The organism is Streptomyces aidingensis (genome assembly GCF_900112355.1).
GTDB classification, from domain to species: domain Bacteria; phylum Actinomycetota; class Actinomycetes; order Streptomycetales; family Streptomycetaceae; genus Streptomyces; species Streptomyces aidingensis.
In genome coordinates this window covers 103,727-129,836 of record NZ_FOLM01000013.1, presented here as the reverse complement: position 1 = coordinate 129,836, position 26,110 = coordinate 103,727, and the positions used below count along the sequence as shown (strand labels likewise).

The 26,110-nt window shown below is 74.6% G+C and carries 19 protein-coding genes and 1 tRNA gene; 10 read left to right on the top strand and 10 right to left on the bottom strand.

The window, feature by feature from the left end:
- Positions 1–481: 481 nt before the first annotated feature.
- The 3 genes from BM242_RS21745 to BM242_RS21735 form a co-directional block, all read right to left on the bottom strand.
- Complete coding sequence (locus BM242_RS21745; protein ID WP_093840572.1) at positions 482–3,262, bottom strand: WD40 repeat domain-containing protein; 2,781 nt, start codon at positions 3,260–3,262, stop codon at positions 482–484.
- A 67-nt stretch (positions 3,263–3,329) separates the two neighbouring features.
- Complete coding sequence (locus BM242_RS21740; protein ID WP_139238398.1) at positions 3,330–4,523, bottom strand: WD40 repeat domain-containing protein; 1,194 nt, start codon at positions 4,521–4,523, stop codon at positions 3,330–3,332.
- Between the two features lie 121 nt (positions 4,524–4,644).
- A complete protein-coding gene (locus BM242_RS21735; RefSeq protein ID WP_175541519.1) occupies positions 4,645–5,682 on the bottom strand; it encodes a LacI family DNA-binding transcriptional regulator in 1,038 nt (345 codons plus the stop codon).
- Positions 5,683–5,918: 236 nt separating this feature from the next.
- On the opposite strand from BM242_RS21735, the gene BM242_RS21730 reads away from it, so the two are divergent.
- From BM242_RS21730 to BM242_RS21715, 4 genes are all read left to right on the top strand, one after another.
- Positions 5,919–7,277, top strand: a complete 1,359-nt coding sequence (locus BM242_RS21730; protein ID WP_245834378.1) for an ABC transporter substrate-binding protein — start codon at positions 5,919–5,921, stop codon at positions 7,275–7,277.
- A gap of 13 nt (positions 7,278–7,290) precedes the next feature.
- Positions 7,291–8,325, top strand: a complete 1,035-nt coding sequence (locus BM242_RS21725) for a carbohydrate ABC transporter permease (protein ID WP_093840569.1) — start codon at positions 7,291–7,293, stop codon at positions 8,323–8,325.
- Positions 8,326–8,327: 2 nt separating this feature from the next.
- A complete protein-coding gene (locus tag BM242_RS21720) occupies positions 8,328–9,263 on the top strand; it encodes a carbohydrate ABC transporter permease (protein WP_093840568.1) in 936 nt (311 codons plus the stop codon).
- Positions 9,264–9,494: 231 nt separating this feature from the next.
- Entirely contained in the window at positions 9,495–10,913 is a 1,419-nt protein-coding gene (locus BM242_RS21715; RefSeq protein ID WP_093840567.1) for a GH1 family beta-glucosidase, read from the top strand.
- A gap of 138 nt (positions 10,914–11,051) precedes the next feature.
- On the opposite strand, the gene BM242_RS21710 is transcribed toward BM242_RS21715, so the two are convergent.
- Both BM242_RS21710 and BM242_RS21705 read right to left on the bottom strand, forming a co-directional pair.
- Positions 11,052–12,428, bottom strand: a complete 1,377-nt coding sequence (locus BM242_RS21710) for a sensor histidine kinase (RefSeq protein ID WP_093840566.1) — start codon at positions 12,426–12,428, stop codon at positions 11,052–11,054.
- Entirely contained in the window at positions 12,425–13,123 is a 699-nt protein-coding gene (locus BM242_RS21705; protein WP_093840565.1) for a response regulator transcription factor, read from the bottom strand. Before BM242_RS21705 ends, BM242_RS21710 begins: the two co-directional genes overlap by 4 nt.
- 32 nt (positions 13,124–13,155) lie before the next feature.
- On the opposite strand from BM242_RS21705, the gene BM242_RS21700 reads away from it, so the two are divergent.
- Positions 13,156–13,824 (top strand): hypothetical protein, encoded by a 669-nt coding sequence (locus BM242_RS21700; protein WP_425443908.1) that lies wholly within the window; start codon positions 13,156–13,158, stop codon positions 13,822–13,824.
- Positions 13,825–14,085: 261 nt separating this feature from the next.
- On the top strand, positions 14,086–16,266 hold the full coding sequence (locus BM242_RS21695) for an acyltransferase family protein (RefSeq protein WP_245834377.1): 2,181 nt from the start codon (positions 14,086–14,088) through the stop codon (positions 16,264–16,266).
- A 45-nt stretch (positions 16,267–16,311) separates the two neighbouring features.
- Here BM242_RS21695 and BM242_RS29900 read toward each other — a convergent pair whose 3' ends face one another.
- From BM242_RS29900 to BM242_RS21675, 3 genes are all read right to left on the bottom strand, one after another.
- Positions 16,312–18,477 carry a LysM peptidoglycan-binding domain-containing protein gene (locus BM242_RS29900; protein ID WP_217652566.1) on the bottom strand — a complete coding sequence of 722 codons (2,166 nt, stop codon included), beginning with the start codon at positions 18,475–18,477 and terminating at the stop codon, positions 16,312–16,314.
- Between the two features lie 274 nt (positions 18,478–18,751).
- Positions 18,752–19,621: a spermidine synthase gene (locus tag BM242_RS21680; RefSeq protein ID WP_093840632.1), complete on the bottom strand. Its 870-nt coding sequence runs from the start codon at positions 19,619–19,621 to the stop codon at positions 18,752–18,754.
- A 97-nt stretch (positions 19,622–19,718) separates the two neighbouring features.
- Positions 19,719–20,219 (bottom strand): hypothetical protein, encoded by a 501-nt coding sequence (locus BM242_RS21675; protein WP_245834375.1) that lies wholly within the window; start codon positions 20,217–20,219, stop codon positions 19,719–19,721.
- Between the two features lie 170 nt (positions 20,220–20,389).
- Between BM242_RS21675 and BM242_RS21670 the strand changes: the two genes are divergently transcribed.
- Positions 20,390–21,781 (top strand): NsdA family TPR-like regulatory protein, encoded by a 1,392-nt coding sequence (locus tag BM242_RS21670; protein WP_425443907.1) that lies wholly within the window; start codon positions 20,390–20,392, stop codon positions 21,779–21,781.
- 75 nt (positions 21,782–21,856) lie between these two features.
- Here the strand turns inward: BM242_RS21670 and BM242_RS21665 are convergent, their stop codons facing one another.
- Positions 21,857–22,462: a histidine phosphatase family protein gene (locus tag BM242_RS21665; protein WP_093840563.1), complete on the bottom strand. Its 606-nt coding sequence runs from the start codon at positions 22,460–22,462 to the stop codon at positions 21,857–21,859.
- A 169-nt stretch (positions 22,463–22,631) separates the two neighbouring features.
- Between BM242_RS21665 and BM242_RS21660 the strand changes: the two genes are divergently transcribed.
- The 3 genes from BM242_RS21660 (at position 22,632) to BM242_RS21650 (ending at position 24,272) form a co-directional block, all read left to right on the top strand.
- Positions 22,632–23,774 (top strand): phosphatase PAP2 family protein, encoded by a 1,143-nt coding sequence (locus BM242_RS21660; protein ID WP_425443906.1) that lies wholly within the window; start codon positions 22,632–22,634, stop codon positions 23,772–23,774.
- Entirely contained in the window at positions 23,774–24,145 is a 372-nt protein-coding gene (locus BM242_RS21655; RefSeq protein WP_093840561.1) for a hypothetical protein, read from the top strand. The genes BM242_RS21660 and BM242_RS21655 overlap by 1 nt, the downstream gene beginning before the upstream one ends.
- 50 nt (positions 24,146–24,195) lie before the next feature.
- Positions 24,196–24,272 (top strand) — tRNA-Lys (locus tag BM242_RS21650).
- Between the two features lie 78 nt (positions 24,273–24,350).
- On the opposite strand, the gene BM242_RS21645 is transcribed toward BM242_RS21650, so the two are convergent.
- The gene (locus BM242_RS21645) at positions 24,351–25,535 is read right to left on the bottom strand and encodes a M6 family metalloprotease domain-containing protein (protein ID WP_425443905.1); all 1,185 of its coding nucleotides are present in this window, start codon (positions 25,533–25,535) and stop codon (positions 24,351–24,353) included.
- Positions 25,536–26,110: the final 575 nt, after the last annotated feature.

Sequence of the window (26,110 nt, the reverse complement as noted above, 5' to 3'; positions counted from 1 at the left end):
CCGATGTGTTCCGTCGCGGTGCGCGGTGTGTCTTCGGGAAAATACGGGAAGCGCCCGGGGTCGCCGGCGATCCGGTCGGCGACGCCGACCAGGGCGGTGAGCAGCGCCGGTACCGGCTGCGGGAGCCGCGCGCCGGACCGGCCGCCCCGTCCGGGGTCCCCGGCCGACTGCGCGGTCATGGCGCAGGTGCCGGCGCAGGCGTCCGGCAGCTCGTGCTGGACGGTCCGCGGGCGGCTCCGCACGGGCGGCGGTGCGCGGCAGTGAGTGTTGACCGTTCAAGTCTTGTAAGTGCGGATGCTCCGGAGGGACTCCCCGGTGGTCTCCGGCGACGGCCGCGAATTGCCCGGTTGCCCGTTTCGGCCGGTTATGCCGTTCGGCCGGCCGGTCCGGGATCAGCAGCCGGCCGGCCATTCCGTGCGGCGCGAGCGGGCGAGTGTCGCCGAATTGTTGCGGAGCGGCATGCCGGGCCGGTTCCCGGGGGCTATGGCAGGGGCCAGCGGCGGGCTCCGTACTGGGTGACGGTGACCAGGGTGGCGCCGTCCGGGGAGAGCGCCACGCCGCCCTGCTGGGCGCCGAACGGGATGTCGGCCAGCACCCGGCCGGTGGCCGCGTCCCAGACGACTCCGGCGGCCCGGTCCCCGGCGAAGTGGACCCGCGGCCCGGCCGCGGACCACACCAGGGCGCCGTCGGAGGGGTCGCTCATGGGGAAGTCATGGACGGCGATGCGCGGTTCGGCGGCGGGCCCGGCGGCGGGTGCGCCGCCGCCGGGCCGCCGGCCCGGGGGCAGCGGCAGCAGCCAGAGGGCGGCGTCCTGGGAGCGGGTGGCCCCGGCCACGGCCAGGGTGCGGGCGTCCGGGGCGAAGGCCAGGCCGGTGATGCGGCGCAGCCGGGCGGGCGCGGTGTCGAGCAGCACCTGTCCGGTGCCGGTGGCGCGGACCAGCACGCGCTGCTCGGCGGTGCCGTAGGCGAGCAGGCCGCCGGTGGTGTCCAGGGCGGTGTGGTGGGGGCCCGCGGGTTCGGCGAGGGTGTGCAGCGGGGTGCCGCGGCGGACGTCGAGCAGCACCACCCGGCCGGTGGCGGAGGCGAGGACGAGGCGGCGTCCGTTCCCGCTGAAGGCCAGATGCAGGTCGGCGGGGCCGCCGGCGGCCGGGCCGGGCGGCAGCGCCCAGCTCCAGCGGCATTCCCCGGTGTCGGGGTCGTGCAGCAGGAGCTGGCAGGCGGCGCCGGAGAGGGCCCGGGCCACGGCGTCGCCGCGCGGGCTGAAGGCGAGGGCGCAGTCGGCGGCGGCCTCCGGGCCGCCCGGCAGCAGGGTGATCCGGGGTTCGGTGCGGCCGGGTTCCCCGTCCGGCCAGTGGCAGAGCACGTCCCGGCGTTCCCCGCAGAACCGGTCCACCTTGGCGGAGAAGACCAGCCGCCGTGCCTCGTCGGTGACGGCGGCGGGCCAGACGGGCCAGTAGGAGCAGGGCGGCGGGCCCGGCTGCCCGGCCGGCGGCTCCGGCGGCCGGCGGCCGGCGGCGGCGTTCGGGCCGTTCAGGCCGTTCAGGCCGTTCAGCGCGGTCCGGCCGGCGCCGGAGGGCTGGGCAGAGTCGTTTCTGCCGAGGCCGCAGGGCAGCCCTCCGAGCAGTACCGTGCCCGGGGCGGGCGGTCCGGCGGCGGGCGGGGCGCCGTCGGGGCGGCGCAGCCCGTCCAGGAACCACGCGGTCACCTCCTCCTGGACGACCACCAGGGCCCGGCCGTCCGGGGTGAAGGAGCCGGCCGCGCCGGCCGGGTCGGCCCACAGCACCCGGCCCTCGGCGTCGAACAGCACCGATCCGAAGTCGGCGGCGAGAAAGGCATGCGGGCCGGCCGGGGTCCAGGCGGCGCGGGCGGTCATGGCGGAGGCCGGGGAGGCGGCGTCGATGCTCTCCGGCGCGGGGGCCGGGCGGATCACCGGGCCCGCCGGGAGCAGGGCGGTGCCGTCCGGGCCGGTGCGGTGCGGGACGGCGGCCAGGGTGAGCAGCCGGGCCCCCGGGCGGGCCCGGGTGAGCAGGCCGGCCGCCTCGGGGACGCCGCCGACGGTGCCGCCGACCGCGAAGACGGCGGTGCCGTCCGGGGCCATGGCCAGGGCGGTGAGCGCGGTGAGGCCGGTGTCCGCGGTGGCCAGCAGCCTTCCGGTGGCCACCTCGCGGATCGCGACCCGGCCGGCCGGGCAGGCGTGGGCCAGGCGGGCGCCGGTCCGGTCCAGGGCGACCGGGCCGAACGCCTCGGCCTCGCGGTCCAGGGCGAGCAGAATCCGGCCGGTGCGGCTGTCCAGCACGCTGACCACGTCGGAGCTGCCGGTGCCGAAGGCGACCCGCCGGCCGTCGCCGGAGAAGGCGATGCGGACCAGGTCGTCCAGGCTGGTGCTGCCCTCCTCCGGGCCGGTCCCGCCGGTGCCGGTCCGGTCGGGGCCGAGCCGCCACAGGGGCCGGCCGGTGGCGGCGGACCAGGCCCGCCACACCCCGTGCACGGAGGTGGCCACGGTCCGGCCGTCGGGGCTGACCTGGAGGTCGTATGCCTCGTCATGGCACTCGCCGCCGTCCAGGTACCAGACCAGCGGAGCGTCGCGGGTGGTCTCCCAGCGGACGATGTCGCCGCCGCGGTCCTGCCAGGCGGCGCGGGCGCCGAGCGCCAGCCAGCGCAGTCCGGGGGGCGCGGCCACCGCCGAGGCGCCCTGGTAGAAGGAGGCGGCGGCCGGCGGGGCGGGGAGCGGGTCCGTCATGGCCAGTGCGTCCGGTAACACCCCGGCGGCGGGGACGAGCGGTGCGCCCGGGGCCGGGGAAAGCGCTGTCGCCGCGGAGACCTCGGAGGTCTGCCGGGCCGCGGCCACCGCCGGGGCGATGCCGGGTGAGCCCTCCGGCGACCCCTCCGGCGCACAGTCCGGCGCACAGTCCGCCGCACTGTCCGCCGCACGGCCGGCCGCCCGGTCCGCCGCGGGGGCCGGGGGCTCCTCGTCCCAGTCCTCCTCGACCGGGGTGGCGACGGTGCCGGTCTCCACCCGGTCCAGGCGCCCCAGGTTCCGGGTGCCGGCCAGCAGGTGGCAGGGGCGCGGATCGCCGCGGACCCACTGGGCCCACCAGTGGTCCGGCATCTCCCGCTGGGCCGCGGGCCAGCGCAGCACCAGCGGCGTCACCGCGGCCAGGGTCCGCTCGTCGCACGCTTCGAGCAGCGTGCAGATCTCCTGCCAGGCCGCACCGCCGGGCCGGGCGCGGAGCAGGTCCGTCAGGCGCTGTGCGTCGGTCATCCACCGTCCAGGGGGTCGTGGGGGGCTTGCGGGGCGGGTGAGTCGGGCGGGCACGGGCGGCGCCGGGTCAGCCCGGGGCGGCCGGTCCGAGGGAATGGCTGTGCACCCCCTCCGGGGTGGCGGTGAGGAACTCGGTGCCGTCGGGGGTGAGATTCCACGTGGTCTCCCAGCCCATGCCCGTGACGGAATGCAGCGGGCGTTCGAGCAGCAGGTCCCAGACCGTGACGGTGTGCCCGGAGCGGACCGCGACCCGCGGGCCGTGGGTGCCCCACTGGGGCCGGGCGCACTGCTGCCGGGCCTCCCAGGGCAGCCGGCCCAGCACGGTCCAGCCCCGGGCCGGACCGGCCCGGCCGGGCGGCGCCGCGGCCAGGTCCAGTACCCCGGCCAGCAGCTGCCCGCCGCGGATGCCGACCACGGCCAGCCGGTCGCCCTCCGGGGAGAAGGCCAGGCCGCAGCACCAGTCCAGGCCGGTGGGATGGACGGCCGGGGCGGGCGCGCCGGTGCCGCGCAGCGGCAGCACCGCGATCCCGCCGTCCGGTGCCGGGGTGTGCCCCCGGTAGAGGCGGAAGGCCACCCGGGAGCCGTCGGCGTCCAGCGCGATGGCTCCGGTGCCGCCGATCCTCGCCTCCGGTGACCGCCCCTCCTCGCCGTTGAACAGTTCCCGGCCGGTGCGCGAGTCGAGCACGGTCACATTGCGGCTGTTCTGGTCGCAGCCGGCCACGGTGCGGCCGTCCCGGGAGACCGCCAGCCGCAGATAGCCGGCGTCGCCGTCGGTGGCCGGGCGGGTGCGGCTGGCGGAGTGCCGCCACAGCTCGACGGCGAGCGGCGGGCCGCCGTCCGCGGCCGGTTCCAGGGCCCAGTGGATCATGCCGGCGACATGCTGTTCCTCGGCGCCGCCCAGCGAGGCGGTGACCATGGAGCCGTCCGGGTCGAGCACCAGGTCGCGCACGACCGCGCCATAGGGCCCGCGGACCAGCGGCAGGCGCAGCGGAGGGCGGGCGCGCAGCCGGGGGCGCCCGGCGGCGGCCCCCGCCGCCGGGCCCGGCAGCGGCTCCAGCACCAGCAGCTCGCCGAGGGCGGTGAACCAGGGCGCGGAGGTGGCCACCGCGACCCGGCCCAGCCGCCGGGAAGCGGCCACGCTGAGTATCCGCTGCGGCACGGCGGGACGCCCCGGAAGCGGACTGGTGTGATCCAGGTCGCCGGGCGCGCACAGTGGCTCGGCCGGTCCGTCGAGCACCGCAGACTGTCGGTCACCACCCATGCCCCGAGACCCTAGACCCAGGGCCCGGCCAGGCGCGGGTGCCGGGCGCGCCGGTGGGCGGTAACCGGCCGTTTCCGGCCGGGCCGGAAACGGACGGTCACCGCCGCACCGCCGGGACCCCTCAGGAGGAGGCCCGGCGCATCAGCTCGGTGGGCAGGACCTGCCGCGCCGGCCCGTCGCCCGCGTCATTGATCTCCACCAGCAGTGCCCGCGCCATGGCCCGGCCCATTTCCTCGATGGGCTGCCGCACACTGGTCAGCGGAGGGTCCATATGCCGTGCTATCGCCGAGTCGTCGAATCCGACCAGTGCCACATCGTCCGGAACCGAGCGCCCCGCTTCGCGCAGCGCCTGCCGGGCCCCGGCGGCCATCAGGTCGGAGGCGCAGAAGACCGCGTCCAGATCGGGCCGCCTGCGCAGCAGCTCCCGCATGCCGTTGTATCCGCTCTCCTCCGAATAGTCGCCGTAGTGGACCAGATCCTCGTCGTCCGGCCGGCCGGCCGCCCGCAGACCCTCCCGGTACCCGTCCAGCCGGGACCGGGCACCGTACATGTCCAGCGAGCCGGTGATGGTGGCCACCGTCGAGCGGCCACGGCCGATCAGGTGCTCCACGGCGAGCTGGGCCCCGCCGACGTTGTCCACGTCGACATACGGAAAGGTCTCGGCGGCGGACCGGCGGCCGTTCATCACCCCCGGGATGCCGAACTCGGTGAGCTGCTCCGGCAGCGGGTCCTCGCCGTGCAGGGACACCAGCAGCACGCCGTCCACGCGGTTGCCGGCCGCATACTCGGCGAACCGCTGCCGCTCCTTCGGGCTGCGGATCAGCGTCAGCAGCAGCTGCATGTCGGCATCGGCCAGCACCGCGCTGATGCCCCGGATGATGACGGAGAAGTAGGGGTCGTTGAACAGCCGCCCCTCCGTCTCCGGCACCACCAGCGCGACCGCGTCGGCCCGGTTGGCCGCCAGCGCCCGCGCCGCCCGGTGCGGTACATAGCCCAGATCCGCGATGGCCTGCTGCACCACGGTACGCGTCCGGTCGCTCACCCGCGGCGAGCCGTTGATGACGCGGGACACGGTCCCCCTGCCGACGCCGGCGCGGGCCGCCACCTGTTCCAGCGTCGGTCTACCGTTGCGTCCGGCACCACGCCTTCCCATTCCCATCGATTTTCCTCCTGTGTGTCGCCCCAGACTCCAACTACATCACGAAAGAGGCGACGTACAGCCCGATGCCTTGACACTTGCTCGCCGCTGGGGAACTCTTCACTTCATCAAGTTTGGGAGCGCTCCCATCCTGCTGAAACCCTACACAACCCGTACGTACCACGCCCGGTTCACTCCCCCCACAGCCGCACAATCGACCGGGAGCGGCACGTCGATGCGCCAGGAGGACGACCACCATGCGCAACACCCCCCGTATGCCGCGAGGCCAGCGCGGCAGGAGCAGCAGAGCGATCGCCACGGGTATCGCGGCGATACTGAGCGCGGGCCTGCTCGCCGCCTGCTCCAGCGATGACGGCGGCGAGGAGGCCGGCGACAGCGGCGGCAACGGCGGCGACAGCGGTGAGCAGATCACCCTCACCGTCGGCGTCTTCGGCCAGTTCGGTCTGGAGGAGGCGGGCCTGTACGACGAGTACATGGAGCTCAACCCCCACATCAAGATCGAGCAGACCTCGACCCAGCGGTCCGAGGACTACTGGCCCGCCCTGCTCACCAAGCTGCCCACGGGCAGCGGCCTGATGGACATCCAGGCCGTTGAGGTCGCCAACATCTACGAGGCGTCGAACGACCTCGCCCAGTACTTCGTGGACTACCGCGACTACGAGGACGTGGACCTCAGCCACTTCGTGGAGTGGAAGGTGGCCCAGGCCACCAACAACGACTCCGGCAAGGTCGTCGGCCTCGGCACCGACATCGGCCCGATGGGCATCTGCTACCGCAAGGACCTCTTCGAGGAGGCGGGGCTGCCCACCGATCGTGAAGAGGTCGGCGCCCTGTGGGCGGGCGACTGGTCCGCCTATGTGGAGACGGGCAAGGAGTGGCAGGCCGCCACCAGCTCGGACGCCAAGTGGGTGGACGCCGGCGCCGGCATGTTCCAGGCCATCGTGAACAGCTTCTCCGAGCGGTTCTACAACGCCGACGGCGAAGTGGTCTACGAGGACAGCGAGGGCGTCGCCACCGCCTGGGACACCACGATGGAGGCCGTCGAGGCGGACCTGACCGCCAAGCACGACCTCTTCTCGGAGGAGTGGAACCAGGGCATGGCCAACGGCGACTTCGCCACCCTGTCCTGCCCGGCCTGGATGCTCGGCTACATCCAGGACAAGTCCGGTGACGAGGGCAAGGGCCAGTGGGACTTCGCCGCTGCCCCGCAGGCCGCCAACTGGGGCGGTTCCTTCCTGGCCGTGACCGAGGCCTCCAAGAACAAGGAGGAGGCGGTCAAGCTGGCCAACTGGCTGACCGCTCCGGAGCAGCAGGCCAAGCTCTTCACCGAGCGCGGCAGCTACCCCAGCTCCGCCGTCGCGCAGGAGGACCCGGCCGTGGCCGCCGCCACCCACGAGTACTTCTCCGACGCCCCGATCGGTGAGCTGTTCAAGGCCGCCGCCGAGGGCATCCCGACCCTGATCACCGGTCCCCGTGACCAGATCATCGAGCAGGGTCTGTCCAATGGCATCCTGGTCGCCGAGCGCGAGGGGGCCGACCCCGAGACCGCCTGGGCCGACGCCGTCAAGGACATCAACAACCAGCTGGAAGAGTGACCAGGTACCCGGCATGACGACGGAACACCACCTTGCCGCGCCCCCCTCGGGGGGCGCGGCCCCGCGCCAGGAGCGTCCGCCCGGCCGAGGCCGTGCGGCGCGCAAGGCCCTCGACCCCAAGGCGGTCCGGCGGCGGTCGCTGCGCTACCGGCTCGACACCAAGTTCAGCCCCTACGGCTTCATCTCGCCGTTCTTCCTCTTCTTCGCGGCCTTCGGCCTCTTCCCCCTGCTCTTCACCGGCTGGGCGGCCCTGCACCGGGTACAGCTGCACAACCCGACCGACATGGAGTGGGCGGGCCTGCACAACTTCACCCGGCTGCTGGAGGACGAGTTCTTCTGGAACTCCCTGAAGAACACCTTCCTGATCGGCATGATCTCCACAGTTCCGCAGCTGCTGATGGCCCTCGGCCTGGCCCATCTGCTGAACTACAAACTGCGCGCCAGCAACTTCTGGCGGGTCGCGCTGCTGACCCCGTACGCCACCTCGGTGGCGGCGGCCACCCTGGTCTTCGCCCTGCTGTACGGGCGTGACTACGGCATGATCAACTGGGCCCTGGGCCTGGTCGGCATCGACAACATCGACTGGCAGTCCGGCGACTGGGTCTCCAAATTCGCCGTGTCGACCATCGTCATCTGGCGATGGACCGGCTACAACACCCTGATCTATCTGGCGGCCATGCAGGCGGTGCCGTCCGATCTGTACGAATCGGCGGCGATCGACGGCGCCTCGCGCTGGAAGCAGTTCCTCTATGTGACGATCCCGTCACTGCGCCCGACCATCCTGTTCACCATCGTGGTCTCCACCATCGGGGCCATGCAGCTCTTCGGTGAGCCGCTGCTGTTCGGCAGCGGAGCGGACGGCGGTCCCAGTCACCAGTTCCAGACAATCGGCCTGTACATGTACCAAATCGGCTGGTTCAACTTCAATCTGGGCCGGGCCTCGGCCATCGCCTGGGCGATGTTCCTGATCCTGATCCTGATCGGTCTGATCAACTGGGGTCTGACCAAGTGGGTCAACAAGTCCAGCGGCATCGGCAAGGGGGCCTGACCATGACGACCTCCGCGCTGGACCGGACCGGTTCCGCCTCCGCGGCGGCCAAGGGCTCGGACGCGAGCACCCCGCCCGGCCGCAGCCGCAGGCGGCGCCCGAAGGCGGGCGGCGCCGGCGGGCATCTGCATGCCGGCTGGCTGACCTACGCCATCCTGGCCGTCTTCACCTTCATCTCGTTCTTCCCCCTGGTATGGACGGCCATCGCCGCCTCCCAGAGCAACACCAGGCTCGCCAAGACCCCGCCGCCGTTCGTCTTCGGGCCGCGGCTGTGGCAGAACCTGGAGACCGCCTGGGACACCGGCCAGATGGGCAAGGCCCTGTTCAACACCGTCTTCGTGGCGGGCTGCATCACCGTCTCCACCGTGCTGTTCGCCACCATGGCGGGCTTCGCCTTCGCCAAGCTCCAGTTCAAGGGCAGGAACATCCTGCTGCTGATGGTGATCGGCACCATGATGGTGCCGCCGCAGCTCGGCGTGGTCCCGCTGTACATGGCCGTGGCCGAGCTGGGCTGGCACAACCAGCTCCAGGCCGTGATCCTGCCGTTCATGGTGAGCGCCTTCGGCGTGTTCTTCATGCGGCAATACCTGGTCCAGGCGCTCCCCACGGAGCTGATCGAGGCGGCCAGGGTGGACGGCGCGCACAGCCTCCGGGTGCTGTGGCACGTGGTCTTCCCGGTGGCCCGGCCGGCCATGGCCGTGCTGGGCATGCTGACCTTCGTGCAGGCCTGGAACGAGTTCCTGTGGCCGATCATCGTGCTGACCCAGGAGAACCCGACCGTGCAGGTGGGTCTGAATGGCCTGGGCCGCGGCTATGTGCCCGACCAGGGTGTGATCATGGCCGGCTCGCTGATCGGTACCCTCCCGCTGCTCATCACCTTCCTGCTGTTCGGGAAGCAGATCGTGGGAGGAATCATGCAGGGAGCGGTCAAGGGCTGACCGCCGGCCCGGGGACGCCGCGTACCGCCGGCCTGTGGCGGCCGGGCCCCGGCCCGACCGCGGCACATCCGGCGCATCCGGCGCCCCCGGGCCGTCCCCGTCCGCGGGGCGGGCGCATGACCGCATGGCATGTCACGACATGCCGGTGCGTCCGCCGAGCTGCCGCACCATACCTCCGAGGTCTGACCTCGGGGAGCCAAGACTTCACCGTGACAAAATGGGAGCGCTTCCATGACAGAGAGTAGCCCACTGGGCTTCCCCGAGGACTTCCTGTGGGGATCGGCCACGGCGGCGTACCAAATCGAGGGTGCCGCGCGTGAGGACGGCCGCACCCCCTCCATCTGGGACACCTTCAGCCACACCCCCGGCAAGGTCCTGGCCGGCGACACCGGCGATGTGGCCTGCGACCACTACCACCGGTGGCGCGAGGACATCGACCTGATGTCCGCCCTCAACCTGAAGGCGTACCGGTTCTCGGTCTCCTGGTCGCGGGTCCAGCCCACCGGGCGCGGCCCGGCCGTGCAGCGCGGTCTCGACTTCTACCGGAAGCTGGCCGACGGCCTGCTGGAGCGCGGCATCATGCCCGCCGTCACCCTGTACCACTGGGACCTGCCGCAGGAGCTGGAGGACGCCGGCGGCTGGCCCGAGCGGGACACCGCCAAGCGGTTCGCCGACTACGCCCGCCTGGTCGGCGAGGCGCTGGGCGACCGGGTGTCCATGTGGATCACCCTCAACGAGCCGTGGTGCAGCGCCTTCCTCGGCTACGGCTCCGGCGTGCACGCGCCCGGCCGCACCGAGCCCGAGGCGGTGCTGCGCGCCGCCCACCACCTCAACCTGGGCCACGGCCTGGGCGTGCGGGCCCTGCGCGAGGTGCTGCCGCGCGACGCCCAGGTGGGCATCACGCTCAACCCGGCGGCGGTCCGGCCCCATACCCAGGCCCCGGAGGACGTGGACGCGCAGCGCCGGATCGACGCCCTGCAGAACCGCATCTGGACCGGCCCGGTCCTGCACGGCCGCTACCCGGCCGACCTGATCGCCGACACCTCCCGGGTCTCCGACTGGTCCTTCCTCAAGGACGGCGACGAGGCCGCCATCCGGCAGCCGCTGGACTTCCTGGGCATCAACTACTACTCGCCCACCATCGTCTCGGCCGCCGAGCCGGGCAGCGAGAACGCCCGCAACGACGGCCACGGCGCCTCCAACCACTCGCCGTGGGTGGGCGCCGAGGACGTCGAGTTCCACCAGGCGCCCGGGCCGAGGACCGAGATGGGCTGGTCCATCGACCCGACCGGCATGACCGAGCTGCTGATGCGCTTCCACCGCGAGGCGCCCGGCCTGCCGCTGTACGTCACCGAGAACGGCGCGGCCTTCGACGACAAGCCGGACGCCGACGGCGCGGTCCACGACCCGGACCGCATCGCCTATCTGCACGGCCACCTGGCCGCGGTGCACGCGGCGATCGAGCAGGGCGCGGATGTGCGCGGCTACTTCCTGTGGTCGCTGCTGGACAACTTCGAGTGGGCCTACGGCTACAGCAAGCGGTTCGGCATCACGCACGTGGACTTCGACAGCCAGGCGCGCACCCCCAAGGACAGCGCCCAGTGGTACGCGCGGGTGATCGCCGCCAACCAGCTCCCGCCGCAGGCATGAGGTGAGCGGAACAGCGCGCTGAGGCCCCCGGCCGCGGCGACCGGCGCACGGACCCGGCAGGCGTATCCCGCCCCGCCGGGTCCGTGCCGCTTCGGCCCCCGCGGTATCGCGCCGCCGCCGGCGCGCCGCGGCATGCGCTCAGCGGGAGCGGTGGGCCGGCGCGGCGCGGCGGCGGGCGGGCGGCCGGCGCCGCCGCCCGTCCCGGGCCAGCCAGACCCGGACCTCCGCCCCGCCCAGCACCGACTGCCCGATCCGCACATCCCCGCCGGTGGCCTCCGCCACCCGCCGCACGATGTCCAGCCCCAGCCCCGTGGACCCCGGCCCGCCGTCGCCGATGCCGCGCCGCACCGCCGCGTCCGGATCGGCGATCCCCGGCCCCGCGTCCGAGACCAGCACGATCGCCCCGCTGCTGCCGTCCCCGCTGTGCACGTCCACCGCGAAGGCGGTGCCCATCGGGGTGTGCCGGAAGACATTGCCCAGCATGGCGTCGAGCGCCGCCGCCAGATCCGCCCGCGGCACCGGCACCCGCACCGGCCGGTCCACCCCGGCCAGCCGGGTCTCCCGCGCCTCGTCCTCGGCCAGTGCCGACCAGAACGCCATCCGCTCCCGCACCACCTCGGCCAGGTCCGTCTCCCGGGCGGCCCCCTCGGCCGGCAGCGCCGGCCGGTGCTCCCGCGCGGTGGCGATGATCAGATCCACCTCCCGCTCCAGCCGGTCCACCGCCTGCCGGGTCTGCTCGGCCGCCACATCGTCGCCCAGCGAGGCCGCGTTCAGCCGCAGCACGGTCAGCGGGGTGCGCAGCCGGTGCGACAGATCGGCCGCCATCTCCCGCTCGCCGGCCAGCAGTTCCGTCACCTGCCGGGCCATGGCGTTGAACGCCACCGCGGCCGAGCGCAGTTCGGCCGGCCCGTCCTCCGGCACCCGCACATTCAGCCGCCCCTCCCCCAGCTCCCGCGCGGCGCCGGCCAGCTGCTCGGCCGGCCGCACGGTGCGCCGCCCCAGCCGGTCGGCGATCGCCACCGAGCCCACGATCAGCCCGATGCCGGTGACCGTGAGCACCAGCCAGGCCATGGCCACGCCCCTGGTCAGCTCGCCGTCCGGGACGAAGACCTCCACCACGGCGATCTTCCCGCCGTCCACCGCGATCGGCTGGAGCAGCGAGACGCCGCCGGGCACCGGCCGGAACGCCGCCCGCCCCCGGGCGGCCGTGGCCACCAGTTCCGCCTCGGCCGCCCGGTGGCCGCCGACCACCAGCGGGCCGCTCTCCCCGGCCACCGGCACCCGGATCGCGATCCGCCCGGCCGCGCCGGCCTCCGTGGAGGCCATGGCGCGCTGCAACTGCCCCCGGTCGGTGGTGATGGCCAGCAGCGGGGCGATGGCGGCGGCCTGCCGTTCGGCGTTGCTCAGCGCCCGGTCCCGGGCCATCTCCTTGACCACCAGGCCGAGCGGTACGGCAAAGGCCAGCACCACCATGCTGGTGACCGCCAGAGAGATCCGGACCAGCGCCCATCTCATGGCAGCGGCTCCGGCGCCTCCAGTTTGACGCCCACCCCGCGCAGCGTGTGCAGATAGCGCGGCCGGGCCGCGGTCTCGCCCAGTTTGCGGCGCAGCCAGGACAGATGCACATCGATGGTCTGGTCGTCGCCGTAGGACTGCCGCCACACCTCGGTCAGCAGTTCCTTGCGGGAGACCACCACGCCCGGCCGCTGGGCGAGAAAGGCCAGCAGATCGAACTCGCGGCGGGTCAGGTCCAGCGGCGCGCCGTCGAGCTGGGCCTGGCGGCGCAGCGGATCGACCACCAGGCCGCCGACCCGCACCGTGCGGTCCTGCGGGACGGGGCCCGAGCGGGCGCCGGCCCGGCGCAGCACGGCCGCCATCCGGGCCGAGAGGTGCTCCACGGAGAACGGCTTGACCAGGTAGTCGTCGGCGCCGGCGTGCAGCAGCCGGACGATCTCGGACTCGTCGTCCCGGGCGGTGGCGATGATCACCGGGACCTCGGTGACGCCGCGCAGCATCTTCAGGGCCTCGAAGCCGTCCAGGTCCGGCAGGCCGAGATCCAGGATGACCAGCTCGAAGCCCAGTTGGGACACCTCGCGCAGGGCCTGGAGGGCCGTGCCGACGCTCCGGACGGTGTGCCCGGCGTCCGTGAGATGCCTGATCAGAGCGGAGCGGACGATGGGGTCGTCCTCGACCACTAGCACATGCGCCATGGGCGGCACCGTACGCCATTAGAGTGATGCAGGTGCAACGTCCTCTGGTGCACGCCGGACTGTGGGCAGCAGCGACCTGGGCGGCCGTGATGCTGTCGTGGTTCGGTGTGTCCGCGGTGCTCAAGGGCACGGTGTACGACCCGCCGCAGGCCCTGTCGGTGTCCGACGGGCCGGACTGGGCGGAGGCGGGCGCCCGGCTTCCCGACGCCTCCTCCACACAGCGCCCCCGCCCGGACGACGCGGGCGCCACGGACCGCCCGGACCCCTCGGATGCCATGGGCGGCGGGCACGAGGGCCACGCCGCGGCGGGGACGGACGGCTCCACCGCACTCTCCCCGGCGCCCGGCCAAGGGGACCCCGGCGCGGAAGCCGGCGGCACACCGGACCCGGCCGGGGAACCGGCCCGGGACGACGGCCGGGACCGGCCCGCCCCCGAGGACTCCGGTTCCGGGGAGTCCGGCTCCGGGGACGCCGGCTACGGCACGGTGGAAACGGTGGTCACGGACGGCGGCCGGGTGGTGCTGGACCTGCGGGAGGACCACGCCGAACTGGTGTCGGCGTCCCCGCAGGCGGGCTGGGAGATGCAGGTGTGGAACGAGGAGACCTGGATCCGGGTCACCTTCTCCCGCGACGACCGCGCCCTCTCCGTCTTCTGCGTCTGGAACGGCCACCCCCCGCTGATCGAGCACTACGAGGACTGAGACCGCCACGGCGGTCACCCGGGGCGCCCCCGAACCGGCCTGCCGGGGACATACGGTGAACGGCGTTCGAACCGCCGCCCGCCCTGTCGTTACGGCTGTGCGAACAACCGCGGCAACAACGACAGACGACGACAGACGACGGCAGATGACGACGACGACAATGTCGTCGCAGATGTCGTCGCAGATGTCGTCGCAGATGTCGTCGCAGATGTCGTCGCAGATGTCGTCGCACCACGTCCCCCGCACAAGGAGATCCGCACCTTGTCCGTCCGCTCCCGCACGCCCTCCCCGCCGCCCGCCGCCCGCGGCACCTCCTCCCCTCCCGGACCACGGCACGGCGCCTCCGGAGAACCCCGGACGGACTCCGCCACGGCGACCGGCGGCGCGGCACTGCGACCGGACATCCAGGGCCTGCGCGCGGTGGCCGTCTCCCTGGTGGTGCTCTCCCACTGCCAAGTCCCCCACCTGGCCGGCGGATACATCGGCGTGGACGTCTTCTTCGTCATCTCCGGCTTTCTGATCACCTCGCTGATGCTCCGCGAATGGAGCCGCGAGGGCCGGATCTCGCTGGGCCGCTTCTACGCCCGCCGGGCGCTGCGCCTGCTGCCGGCCGCCACCCTCGTCGTCATCGCCACCCTGGCCGGCGCCTGGCTGTTCCTCGGCCGGCTCCGCTTCGCGGACTACGCCGAGGACGCCGTCGCCTCCGCCTGGTACCTGGTCAACTTCCGGCTGGCCGAGGCCGGAACCGACTACTTCAACGCCGATGTGCCGCCCTCGCCGTTCCAGCACTTCTGGTCCCTGGCCGTCGAGGAGCAGTTCTATCTGGTCTGGCCCGTCCTGCTGATCGCCGCCCTCCGGCTCTTCCGGCGCCGGGTGCTGCTGACGGTCCCGCTGCTCGTCCTGGCCGCCGCCTCCTTCGCGCTCAATCTCCACCTCACCGGAACCTCCCCCTCCTGGGCCTATTTCGGATCGCCGGGACGGATCTGGGAGCTGGCCGCGGGCGCCCTGCTGGCCCTGGCGGCCCACCGCCTGGACGCCCTGCCGCGCCCGGCCGCGGCGGCGCTGAGCTGGGCCGGCCTGGCCGCCATCGGCTACGCGGCCGTGGCCTTCGACGAAAGCACCCGCTTCCCCGGACACCACGCCCTGATCCCGGTCCTGGGCTCCGCCGCCGTGCTCGCCGGAGGCGCCGCGGGCGCCCGCTACGGCGCGCGGGCGGTCCTCTCGCTGCGCCCCGCGGTGTGGATCGGCGGCCTCTCCTACGCCTGGTATCTGTGGCACTGGCCGCTCATCCTCATCGTTCCGGCCGCCGTCGGCGGCGGCGCTGAGGACGGGTTGCTGCGGCTGCCCGCCGCGCTGGGCGGCATCGTTCTCGCCTGGCTGACCCTGCGCCTGGTCGAGGACCCGGTGCGGTTCCACCGCGGGCTGCGGGCCCGGGCCGGCCGGGGGCTGTCGCTGGGTCTGGGCCTGTCGGCCGCCGCCGCTGCCGCCGCGGTGGCCGCGGCGCAGTTCCCGCCGGGCCTGGACTCCGGCGCCCCGCGGCAGAGCACCCGGGACGCCCTCGCACGCGCCTTCGACCCCGCTGCCGCGCTGACGGAACTGCTGGAGCAGCCGGTGGAACGGCTGCCCGCCAATCTGGAACCGAGCCTGCACGACACGGCCTACGGCAGGACCGCCGTCTACACCGACGGCTGTGCCCTGACCACGGCCGACGAGATGCAGACCCATCCCTGCCGGTACGGCGACCCGGCCGGCGACCGCACCGTGGTCCTGTTCGGCGACTCGCATGCCGCCCAGTGGTTCCCGGCCCTGGAGGCGATCGCCCGCACCCACCGCTGGCGGCTCTACTCGTTCACCAAGAACGCCTGCAAGATCTCCCGGATCACCATCGAGCTCAACGGCGGGCCGTACGCCACCTGTGACACCTGGCGTGCGGAGACCCTCGGAAGGATCCTGGAGCTGGAACCCGATCTGGTCATCACGTCCAACTCCAACTCGGCGAAGCTGTACGGGGAGGGCCAGGACGATCTGGGGACGGCGTGGGGGAAGGGGCAGGCCGAGACCTACCGGGTCCTGGGTCGGGGCGGCATCCGGGTACTCACCCTGCTGGACAATCCCTGGCCGAAGAGCAACGCGGTGGACTGCGCGGTGGCGAACCCCGGCAGGCTGAGCTCCTGCGCCCGGCACCGTTCCGAGGCCGATCCCCGGCCCGAGGTGACCGAGGCGATCCGGCAGGCCGCCGCCGCCGAGCGGGTGCCGGTGCTCGATCCCTACGACTGGGTCTGCGCCCCCTCCGGCAACTGCCCGGTCGTGGTGGGCAACACCATGGTCTACCGGGACTACGGCCATCTGGCGGACGGCTTCGTGGCGGCGCTCACCCCGGTGCTGGAGGACGAACTGCTGCGGCTCTTCGGCGCGGACCTGAGCGGGCGCCCCGGCGCCTGAAGGGCAGCCGGCCGACCGGGGCGACGGCCCGGCGACGGCCCCGGCTCAGCCGCAGCCGGCCGGGTCCGGTACCCCGGCACCGGCACCGGCACCGGCGGGCAGGGTCAGGGACTGGCCCGGCCGCAGCAGGGTGCCGTCCAGGCCGTTGGCCGCCATCAGCTCCGGCACCGTGGTGCGGTGGCGGCAGGCCAGCGCCCACAGGGTGTCCCCGGCCCGGACGGTCACCGCCACGGGCCGCTCTCCCGCCGCCGGGCACCCCCCGGCGCCGCCCTCGCCCGCCGGGCAGCCGCGGACCGGTGACGGGGACGCGGCCCGCCCGCCGGGGTCGTCCCGGACGGCCGGCGGCACGGAGAGCGAGGGCTCCGGCAGCGGCTGCTGCGCGGTGGGCTCGGACAGCGGGGTGCGGGGCGGCTCGTAGGCGGTGTAGCCGAAGAACAGGAACACCCCGGCCAGTCCGGCCGCCACATACCAGCCGCGATGCAGGGCCTGCCGGGGCGCCGGGGAGTCCTCGGGCGGCGGCCAGTCGCCGGGCGGCCGGTCCAGCGGAAGGGCGAGATTGACCCCGCAGAGGGTGAGCAGGAAGCGGAGCCGGGAGGCGGCCGAGGTGTCGGTGAGCGCCTCGCCCACCGCCTGGACCGCCTCCTCCGCCTCGCTGTCGTAGATCACCAGCCGGGGCGGGCCCAGCCAGGAGACCGCCCAGCCGGCGCGGCCGGCGATGGCCAGGCCGCGGCCGATGAGCACCCGCAGCGCGGTCTCCGGGGCGGTCTCGCCGAGTTCGCCCCACTGGCGTTCGCCCCAGGCGGTGTCCGCGAGCACCGCGGCCAGCTCCTCGTGGCGGCCGTCGGCCAGCAGATCCAGCACGCCGTTCAGGGTGGGCGGGCAGCCGGGCAGGCAGCCCAGGGCGTCGTGCAGATCGGCCAGGGCGGTGTGGACATGCAGTTCGGCCGCCTCGTCCGCCCAGTCGTCCCAGTCCGCCGGCCGGGCCGCGGCGCCGCCGGGGGCGCCGCCAAGCAGCCCCTCCCACGCCGCCCGGGGCACCGGCTCGGCCGGGACCGCCGGACCGGGCGTGACGGGCGGGGCCGGAGCCGCCGTCGCCGGGGCGGGCACCGCCCCGGCGCCGCGGTCCGGATCCGCGGGATGCCACGGGAGCCACGGGCGCTGGAGGCGCCGCAGGCGCTCCAGACGGCGCGGCAGGCCGGGTACGGTCGCGGGCAGCGCCTCCCGCCAGCGCGCCAGCCCCGCCGCGTAGTCGGGGTCGGTCAGCATCACGGCGAAGGCCCGCAGCGGCTCGTCCGGCACCCGGCCGGCCCGCCGCATCGGGTCCAGGAACCGGGCCCGGAAGTCCTCCCAGGCGGCGGCCAGCACCGCCGTCCCGGCCAGCGCGGCGGCGACCGGACCCGGCCCGGCCACGGCGGCGGCCAGCGCGTCCGCGGTCTGCTCCTGGCGCCGCCGCACCGGCAGCGAGACCAGGTCGTAGCACCGGCAGCACAGGGCGACGGTGCGGTACTGGGCCCGGTACCAGCAGCCGGTGCGGCGATGGGTGTCGCCCGCCTCGCGCAGTTCGTCGCGGAGTTCGCGCAGCGCGGCCGAGCCGCGGCGGACCGCCGGGGCGAAGCGGCGGTCCGCCGTCCGGCTGTCGTGCGCCAGCTCGCGGCAGAGCACGGCCCGCAGTTCCCCGGGCGGCAGCCCGGCCAGCAGCGGCACCCCGAGGTAGAGGCACCGCCCGGCCCCGTCGTGCCGGAAGCGGCGGAAGGGCCTGATCCGCCGCAGCCGCCGCAGCGGCCGTATCCGGCGCAACGGCCGCAGCCCGCGCCACAGCGCCGCGCCGGGGCCGTGATCCGGGGCCGCCGGAGCGGTACCGGCGGTGGCGCGGAGGGTGAGGCGTATCCGCGCCGGGACGGGCGCCCCGGTGGCCTCGGCCAGTGCCGTCACCGTCCGCCACAGGCCGGGGGCCTCGTCACGGCCCAGCGGGACGGACTCCGGCAGCGGGGACCGGCGCCGGCCGGCGCCCGCGAGCAGCGCGCGCAGCAGGGCCCACCACACCGGCAGCGCCGCGACGCCCGCCGGGAGGAGCAGGAGCGGCGGCAGCGGGCCGCGCACGGCGGCCGTCCACAGTGCCAGCGCCGGAGCGCCGGCCACCAGCGCCCAGCCGGCCGTCTGGAATCCGGCGATCAGCAGCAGCGCGGGGAGTTCCCGCAGCACGGTCCGCACTCGCGCACCACCTCCTCCCGCGGCACCGGCCGGGTCCGGCCCCGGCGGCCGGGACACGGCGCACTGGTAACCATACGCACCCACCGCCCGCCGCAACCCGGCAAAGTCCCCACGGTGCCGGGCGGTAGCGCGTACTCCCGGCCAACCCCCGCCGGTCACCGGCCGGTTGCCGGCGTCGCCGGAGGAGACGGCAGCGGCCCCGGGCGGAACTCCCGCCCCGCCGGCCGGCTTCCGGCAGCCGGGAACCGGCACCTTGCGGGCGCGCGGCGCGCTGTCAGCCGAAGGTGCCGGGGGGCGGCGGCGGGGAGGCGGTCGCGGTGGTATCGGTGACCACCGGCGCCCCGGCGGCGAAGTCCCGCAGCCCGCTCCCGGACAGCACCCGTCCCGGATGCGGATCGGAAGCCGCCCGCCGGGTCAGTTCCGCCACCGGCAGCGGCCGGTCCGCCGCCACCAGCACCGCGTTGCCGAACCGCCGGGCGCGCAGCACCGCCGGATCTGCGACCAGCGCGCACTCGCCGAAGCGGCTCTGCACCGTGGCCGCCTGCGCCCGCAGATGCCGCAGCGGCGGACCGTCGGTGACATTCGCCGTGTACCAGCCGCCGGGGCGCAGCACCCGCCGTACCGCGTCCAGGAACTCCCCGGTGGTGAGATGCGCCGGGGTGCGCGCTCCGTCGAAGACATCCGCGATGACCAGATCGGCCCAGCCCGGCGGCAGTTTCTCCAGCGCCCGGCGGGCGTCCGCGCCGCGCACCCTTATCCGGGCGCCGTCCGGCAGCGGCAGATGCTCCCGGACGAAGCCGGTGAGCAGGGTGTCGGCCTCCACCGCCTGCTGCACCGACCGGGGGCGGGTGACCGCCAGATAGCGGGCGAGGGTCAGCGCGCCGCCGCCGAGATGCAGCACGGCCAGCGGCCGGCCCGCGGGCGCGGCGAGATCCGCGGCATGCCCCAGCCGGCGCTGGTACTCGAAGGCGAGGCGGGTGGGGGCGGCCAGATCCACATGGGACTGCGGCGCGCCGTCGATCAGCAGTTCCCAGGCGTCCGGGTGGTCCGGGTCCGGCACCAGCTCGGCCGTGCCGCCGCGCACCGCGGCGGTCACCGGGGTCCGTCCCCTCCGGCCGCCGCCGGTCCTGTTTCTCCTGGCCACGCCCACCAGTATCGCCCCGGCGGGGCGGGCCGCGGCGGGACGCCGGGTCGGCAGGGGTGGGCAGGGGTGGGCAGGGGTGGGCAGGGGTGGGCAGGGGTCAGCCGAGGGCGGCGCCGTGCCCGGTGCGTTCGGCGGCGCGCAGGGTGCGGGCCGCCTCACCGAGCGCGGCGCGCAACTGGTCCGGCGCGGTCGCCGGGGTGCCGGTGCTGCCGGGCGGCAGCACCCAGCCGGCACCGGTCACCGGCGGCCCCTCGGCGGCCCGCGCCGGGCCGCAGGTCTGGGTGCAGGCGCTGCCGGGCAGATCCCATGACTTCCAGGTCCCGGGCGGGACCAGAAAGCCGACGGTGTCGCCGTCCCGGTCGTGCAGCACCGGCCCGACCGCGCTGCGCAGCCGCAGGATGTCGACCGCCTCCAGCCCTTCCCGGGCGGGCACGGTGACCAGATCCCACGGGCTCTCGCCGGCCGCGCCGCCGGCCGCGGGCGGAAGCGCGGAACGGGCGGCCGGGGTGGAGGAAAGGGGGGTGGGAGAAAGGGAAGTGGGGGAAAGGGGGGCGGTGCGGCGCCGGGCCGCCATGCCCGCTCCTGAGGTGTTCAGCATCGGAAAGCCCCTCCGCTGTCGGTCCTGTCATGTCCAACGGAGAACTCCGTCAAGCGCTACGGCCGGACCTTGCCGCAAAGGATGGCATTTCATGGCAGATTCCGGGTGGGATATCCGTTTTGTCACCAAACCGGGTGTGTGGCACTCTCTCGGCCCGGTACCTTCCGGCCATGACGTCGGCATCATCAGCGTCACCGGGAGCGGCCGGCTCCGGAGCGGCCGTGCCCAATCCGACCTTCCGCGCGCTGCGCGGCGACCGGTCGCCCGCCGAGTTCGCGGCGGCCGTCCGGCGGGCCGCACGGGAGATCGGGGAACGGGTGTCCTGTGACGCCCGCTACATCGGCCGGGTGGAGGCCGGCGAGATCCGCTGCCCCAACTACGCCTACGAGCGGGTCTTCCGGCACATGTTCCCCGGCCGTGATCTCACCGATCTGGGGTTCACCCCCCGGCAGGCGGTACGCGGCCGGCCGGCCCGGGCAACCACGCCGACAACGACACCGGAGCAGCCAGGACACACAGCGCCTGGACCAGAACCAGAGGAGAGCGACGTGCTGCGTCGCGCGTTCATGACCGGCGGGCCGGCCGCGGTCGCGGCGCTGGGCCCGTTGTGGCCCGTGCCCGCCGCCGCACGGCCCGGCCCCGCACCGGTCCGCGCCGGCGAACCGGAGATCGCCGCGGTGGAGCAGGCCGTGCGCACCATCCGGCTGGTCGACGACCGTCACGGCGCCCACGGGATCTACCGGCGGGCCGGTGAATCCCTGCACCACGCCCACTGCTTGCTCGACGCCGGGGTCCGCCGCCAGGATCTCGGCGACCGGCTGCACCGCGGGGCCGGTGAACTCGCCCTCTCCGTCGGCTGGCTGGCCCATGACTCGGGCCGGTTCGCCGACGCCCGCTCGTACTACGCGGAGGCCCTGGCCACCGCCCGGATGAGCGGCGACCCGGCGCTGGAGGCGCACGCCTTCTGCAACACCGCCTTCCTGGCCGGGGACGCCGGCCGCCACCGGGAGGCGGTGCGGGCCGCGCAGGCCGGGCAGCAGGCCGCCCGGGGCCTGCCCTCCGACCAGCTGCGGGCGCTGCTGGCGCTGCGCGAGGCCGGCGGCTGGGCGGGCCTGGGGGACCGCCGCGGCTGCGAACAGGCCCTGGCCCGGGCGGCCTCGCTGTTCGACCGCGGGCCGGGCACCGAGGAACCGGAGTGGATGTCGTTCTTCGGCCCGGCCGAATACGCCTGGCTGGAGGCCCAGTGCTGGTCGGCGCTGGACGACTGGCCGCGCGCCGTGCACAGCGCGCGGCAGGCGGTACAGCTCCAGGAACCGCACTTCGTGCGCAACCGGGCGCTGTTCACCGCCGCGCTGGCCGGCGGCCTGGCCCGCGGCGGCCGGCCGGAGGAGGCCGCCGCGGCCGGGCTGGGCACCCTGGACCTGCTGACGCAGGTCGGCTCGGCGCGGATCACCGGCATGCTGACCGCCACCGCGCGGCGGCTGCGGCCGTATGCGGCGGGCAGTGCGGAGGTCGGCGAGTTCCTCTCCCGCATGGAGCTGCCGGACGCCGCGCACGGCTGAGCGTCCCGCGGGGGCGCCGCCCATCCGGCCCCGCCCGGCTCCGGCCCCGGCCCCGGCCCCGGCCCCGGCCCCGGCTCAGTCCAGATGACCGGTGTCGTTCCAGCGGGCGATCACCGGGACGCCATAGGCCCGGCCCAGGACGGAGAGCGAGGCCGGGGACAGCCGGATGCGCTCGGCGAACGCCACCTCGCAGCCCAGCCAGCGGGCCGCCACCGCCCGCAGCATGTGCCCGTGCCCGAACAGCAGCACATCGCGGTCGCCGGCCGCCGCGGAATCCGCCCAGGTCACCACCTCGTCGGCCCGCGCGCTCAGCGCGGCGACCGTCTCGCCGCCGGTCACACCCTCCCGCCAGACCGTCCATCCGGCACCGCGCTCGGCCCGGATCTGCTCCGGGGTGCGGCCCTCCTCGGCGCCGTAGTCGTACTCCAGCAGGGCGTCCCAGTCCTCGGCGCGGTCCCCGAAGCCGGCCAGCTCGCAGGTCTCCCGGGCCCGGGAGAGCGGGCTGGTGCGCACCAGCGCGCCCGGCAGGCCGTCCCAGGGCGCGGCGCGCAGCCGTTCGCCGAGCGCCTTGGCCGCGGTGCGGCCCTCCGCCAGCAGCGGCACATCGGTGCGGCCGGTATGCCGGCCGCTCACCGACCATGCGGTGTCGCCGTGCCGTACGAGCAGGATGCGCCGTGCCATGAATGCTGCCCTTCTCCCGGGTGCCCGGGGACTCTCGCCGGGGATTCATGATGCCCGAGGCAACCGTCCGGCCCCACCCGGACGTCTGCCTCGCTGTCCGGCGGCATACCGTGGGCCGGTCGTACCGCACGAGCGCACGGCATGGACGAACCGCGCGCGTACCGTACGTATGTCGATGTGTCTGGAGTGTTCCATGCCGAGTGTCCGGCCCCGCTGGTGGACCGAGCTGCCGCTGATCCTGCTGGTGTACGGCGCCTACTCCGGTGCCCGCCTGCTGGCCCGGGGCGACGTCTCCACCGCGGTGGACAACGGCCTGGCGCTGCTGCGGCTGGAGGAAACGTTCTGGCTGCATGCCGAGGTACCGCTGAACCGCCTGTTCACCGACCATGCCTGGCTGGGGGTGCCGGGCGCGTTCTTCTACGCGGCGCTGCACTATCTGGTCACTCCGGCGGTGCTGGTGTGGCTGTTCCGGCGGCACGGCACCGCCTACCGCCGCCAGCGGAGCTGGCTGATGGTCTCCACGCTGGCCGGTCTGATCGGCTTCACCCTGATGCCGACCTGCCCGCCCCGGCTGCTGGACCCCGCCCACGGCTACGGCTTCACCGACAGCCTCGCCCAGTACAGCGGATGGGGCTGGTGGTCGGACGCGGCGAGCGCGCCCAGCGGCCTGGGCTACATGACCAACCAGTACGCGGCCATGCCGAGTCTGCATGTGGGCTGGGCGCTGTGGTGCGGGGTCGTGCTGTGGCGGTTCGGCGCGGCCCGGCCGGTGGTGCGGGCGGCGGCCGTGGGGTACCCGGTACTCACCACGGTGGTGGTGATGGGAACCGCCAACCACTATTTCCTGGACGCCGTGGCGGGGGTGCTGGTGATGGGTGGCGGCTGGCTGCTCTCCGGTCCGGCCCTGCGCCTGGCCGACCGGGCCCGGGACCGGCTCGGCCTGTCCCGGGCCGCCGGGCAGGCCGGACCGGCCGGCCAGGCCGTCCCGGCGGGCCTGGCCGCCACCGTGCCCGGCCCCCGGGGCCGCGGAGGGGCCGGCGCCCCGGCACCGGCACCCGCAGCGGCACCCGCACCGGCACCGGCACCGGCACTCCGTATCACCGCCGGGATTCCCGGCCGGCGGGCCGCGGGGCACGACGGGGCCGCCGCACCCCTGGGGCCGGGAAGCGGCACGGCGCGGCACAATGGACCGGGCCAGGGGGCCGGAACCGCTCCTGCCCTGGCCGGGCACTGCTCCTCCGCCCAGTCCCCCGCGGAGCCCGCACCGGGCGGGCGGCCCGGCACCGAGTCCCAGGGAGGCGATCCGCTCTGATGTCCCAGCCCCAGCCCGGCCGGAACCCCGGGCAGCGCGACGGGCAGCCGCCGCGCCACCGCCGTCCGGCCGCGCTCTTCTTCGAGCCGGCCGCCGCCGAACCGGAGCGCGAGCACTTCTTCGACCTGGAATCGATCACCGACCCCGGCGAGCTGCTGGGCCGGGCCACCGAGCTGGCGCTGGCCTTCCAGGCGGCGGCCGACCGGGCGGTGGAGTTCCAGGCCCTGGCCGCCGCGCAGCTCGCCGACCCGGGCCGGTTCGACCGGCTGCCGGCCGAGGCGATCGCGGAGCGGGCGGGCTGGACCGAGGACTACGCCCGCAAGATGATCGAGTTCGGCCGGGAGCTGGAGCGGCGCGAACCCGGGGAGTAACCGATTTTGGCGCTCCCCCGGCGGGGTGTTAACGTTTTCCCTGTCAACGGGCGCCGCTAGCTCAGTTGGTTAGAGCAGCTGACTCTTAATCAGCGGGTCCGGGGTTCGAGTCCCTGGCGGCGTACCAGCAGCGCCGAGGTCCCATCCGCTCCGCGGGTGGGACCTCGGCGTTTCCGGCATCCCGGGCCGCGGGGCGCCCGCGGGGTCAGTGGCGGATGACCTTCAGATGCCGCCCGCCGGTGGAGGTCGGCTCACCGACCTCGAACCGCACCCCGCTCTCCTCGTCCCAGTAGCTCTCCCCGGGGCGCAGCGGCGCGTCCGCCAGCCGCGGGTGCACCGACCGGCCGTGGCAGGCGGAGCCGGCGGGATGGCCGTCGAGCACTTCGACCGGCCCCTGGGCGGACGGCACATCGCTGCGCACCCGGTACAGCAGCACGCCTTCCGAGCAGGTGCCCCGGTCGTTGCCGGTGGCGGTCCGCACCTCGGCGACCAGCGCCTCGCTGGGGCCGGTGCGCACCACGACCATCCGGGTGTCGCCCCCCGGTCCCGCCGGGTCCAGCGGGGCACCGAGCGGCTGCAGGGTGTGCAGGCTGACCCCGGGCGCGCTGACGCAGGCCACGTGCCCGGCGGTCAGCCAGCCCAGCTTCCACTTGTGCCAGGCGAAGGGATCGGGCGCCAGTCCGAACTGGCTTCCCATGACATCCCAGTCACCCACATGAGTGTCCCAGTCACCGTTCGAGACGTCCGGACGCCGATAGAGGTCCGGCAGATCGAATACATGGCCGGTCTCATGGGCCAGCACATTGCGGTCCGGAGGGGTCCGCTCAAAAACGGTCACCAGCCGTCGGATTTCCGCATTGCCGACGCGCACCGGCCGGTCGAAGTTCACCACCTTGGTGGCGTCGGCGTTCACCCCGGGGGCGTCGGGATCGGCGACCAGATAGACGAGGTCGTAGGCGGTGAAATCGGCCAGCGGCTCCAGCACCCGCAGCGCGTCCCGCAGATAGGCGGAACGCAGTTCGGGCGGCCAGTCCCGGCGGATGCCGTAGTCGGCGGACTCCCGGGGCATCCGCACCCAGTCCCCGGCCACCTCGGTGTGCAGCCGGAACCGCCCGTAGGACGCGCGGTCGAAGAACTCCGCGGTGGCCGGGAAGTAGTGGCCGGCGATGGTCCCGGGGTCGGCGGACGGCTCGGCGTCCGGGAAGGACAGGAAGAACATCCCCGCCCGCAGCTCCCCCTGCGGACGGGGATAGTGGTCGTTCCAGGTGTCCAGGCCCAGCGAGTGATGCACCGGGTGGCGGGGCAGGCTGCACGGTTCGTCCGCCCGGGCCGGCTCCCCGGGGGCGGCCATGGAGCCGGCCCCGATCAGCACGGAGACGCAGGCGATCACCAGACCCGGTCTGCGGTACAGCGGCCGGGGCGCCCGGTGCCGGGGGCCGCCGGGCCGGGCCCCCGGCCCGGAATCACGCCGGTCCCGCCTCAACCCCAAATGCCCCATTGCCACCTCCCGTCCCATCAATGTCAGCAGTGACGAGTTCTGCACCACTTTGATGTGATGTGCGGACTCGCGCCGCCCGACCGTAGGCCAGTCGGGGTATCCGCCCGATGACTACGGTGCGTGTTGAACAGTCGGGAACGGTCGGGAGGGCTCAGCCACCTAGCAGAAACGGTCATCCGGCGACGGAGGGCCGGACCGGCCGCACTCGGGAGACCGCGGAGCCGGCACCCGGCCGTCGAAAACCTGTCGGACGGCCGAGGCAGAAGTATCGAATGCGTGTCGGACCGGACGCGCTGCGTCGACGAAGAGACCCCTCGGGGCACTGGATAGCGCCGTCCGGTGGCTCTATGATCGCCACACTTCCGGCGCGGCTGCCCGCCGCCGGCCGACGGGCGCGCCGGGAGCACCCCGCCACGGCCTTAAGCGCGCGGCCCACCCCACCGGGAGCCATCGGTGAACGGACCCCT

Excerpts from the sequence above, each read along its gene's own strand:
- BM242_RS21745 (WP_093840572.1), bottom strand. The coding sequence starts at position 3,262 with ATGACCGACGCACAGCGCCTGACGGACCTGCTCCGCGCCCGGCCCGGC.
- BM242_RS21740 (WP_139238398.1), bottom strand. The coding sequence starts at position 4,523 with ATGGGTGGTGACCGACAGTCTGCGGTGCTCGACGGACCGGCCGAGCCA.
- BM242_RS21735 (WP_175541519.1), bottom strand. The coding sequence starts at position 5,682 with ATGGGAATGGGAAGGCGTGGTGCCGGACGCAACGGTAGACCGACGCTG.
- BM242_RS21730 (WP_245834378.1), top strand. The coding sequence starts at position 5,919 with ATGCGCAACACCCCCCGTATGCCGCGAGGCCAGCGCGGCAGGAGCAGC.
- BM242_RS21725 (WP_093840569.1), top strand. The coding sequence starts at position 7,291 with ATGACGACGGAACACCACCTTGCCGCGCCCCCCTCGGGGGGCGCGGCC.
- BM242_RS21720 (WP_093840568.1), top strand. The coding sequence starts at position 8,328 with ATGACGACCTCCGCGCTGGACCGGACCGGTTCCGCCTCCGCGGCGGCC.
- BM242_RS21715 (WP_093840567.1), top strand. The coding sequence starts at position 9,495 with ATGACAGAGAGTAGCCCACTGGGCTTCCCCGAGGACTTCCTGTGGGGA.
- BM242_RS21710 (WP_093840566.1), bottom strand. The coding sequence starts at position 12,428 with ATGAGATGGGCGCTGGTCCGGATCTCTCTGGCGGTCACCAGCATGGTG.
- BM242_RS21705 (WP_093840565.1), bottom strand. The coding sequence starts at position 13,123 with ATGGCGCATGTGCTAGTGGTCGAGGACGACCCCATCGTCCGCTCCGCT.
- BM242_RS21675 (WP_245834375.1), bottom strand. The coding sequence starts at position 20,219 with ATGCTGAACACCTCAGGAGCGGGCATGGCGGCCCGGCGCCGCACCGCC.
- BM242_RS21670 (WP_425443907.1), top strand. The coding sequence starts at position 20,390 with ATGACGTCGGCATCATCAGCGTCACCGGGAGCGGCCGGCTCCGGAGCG.
- BM242_RS21665 (WP_093840563.1), bottom strand. The coding sequence starts at position 22,462 with ATGGCACGGCGCATCCTGCTCGTACGGCACGGCGACACCGCATGGTCG.
- BM242_RS21660 (WP_425443906.1), top strand. The coding sequence starts at position 22,632 with ATGTCGATGTGTCTGGAGTGTTCCATGCCGAGTGTCCGGCCCCGCTGG.
- BM242_RS21655 (WP_093840561.1), top strand. The coding sequence starts at position 23,774 with ATGTCCCAGCCCCAGCCCGGCCGGAACCCCGGGCAGCGCGACGGGCAG.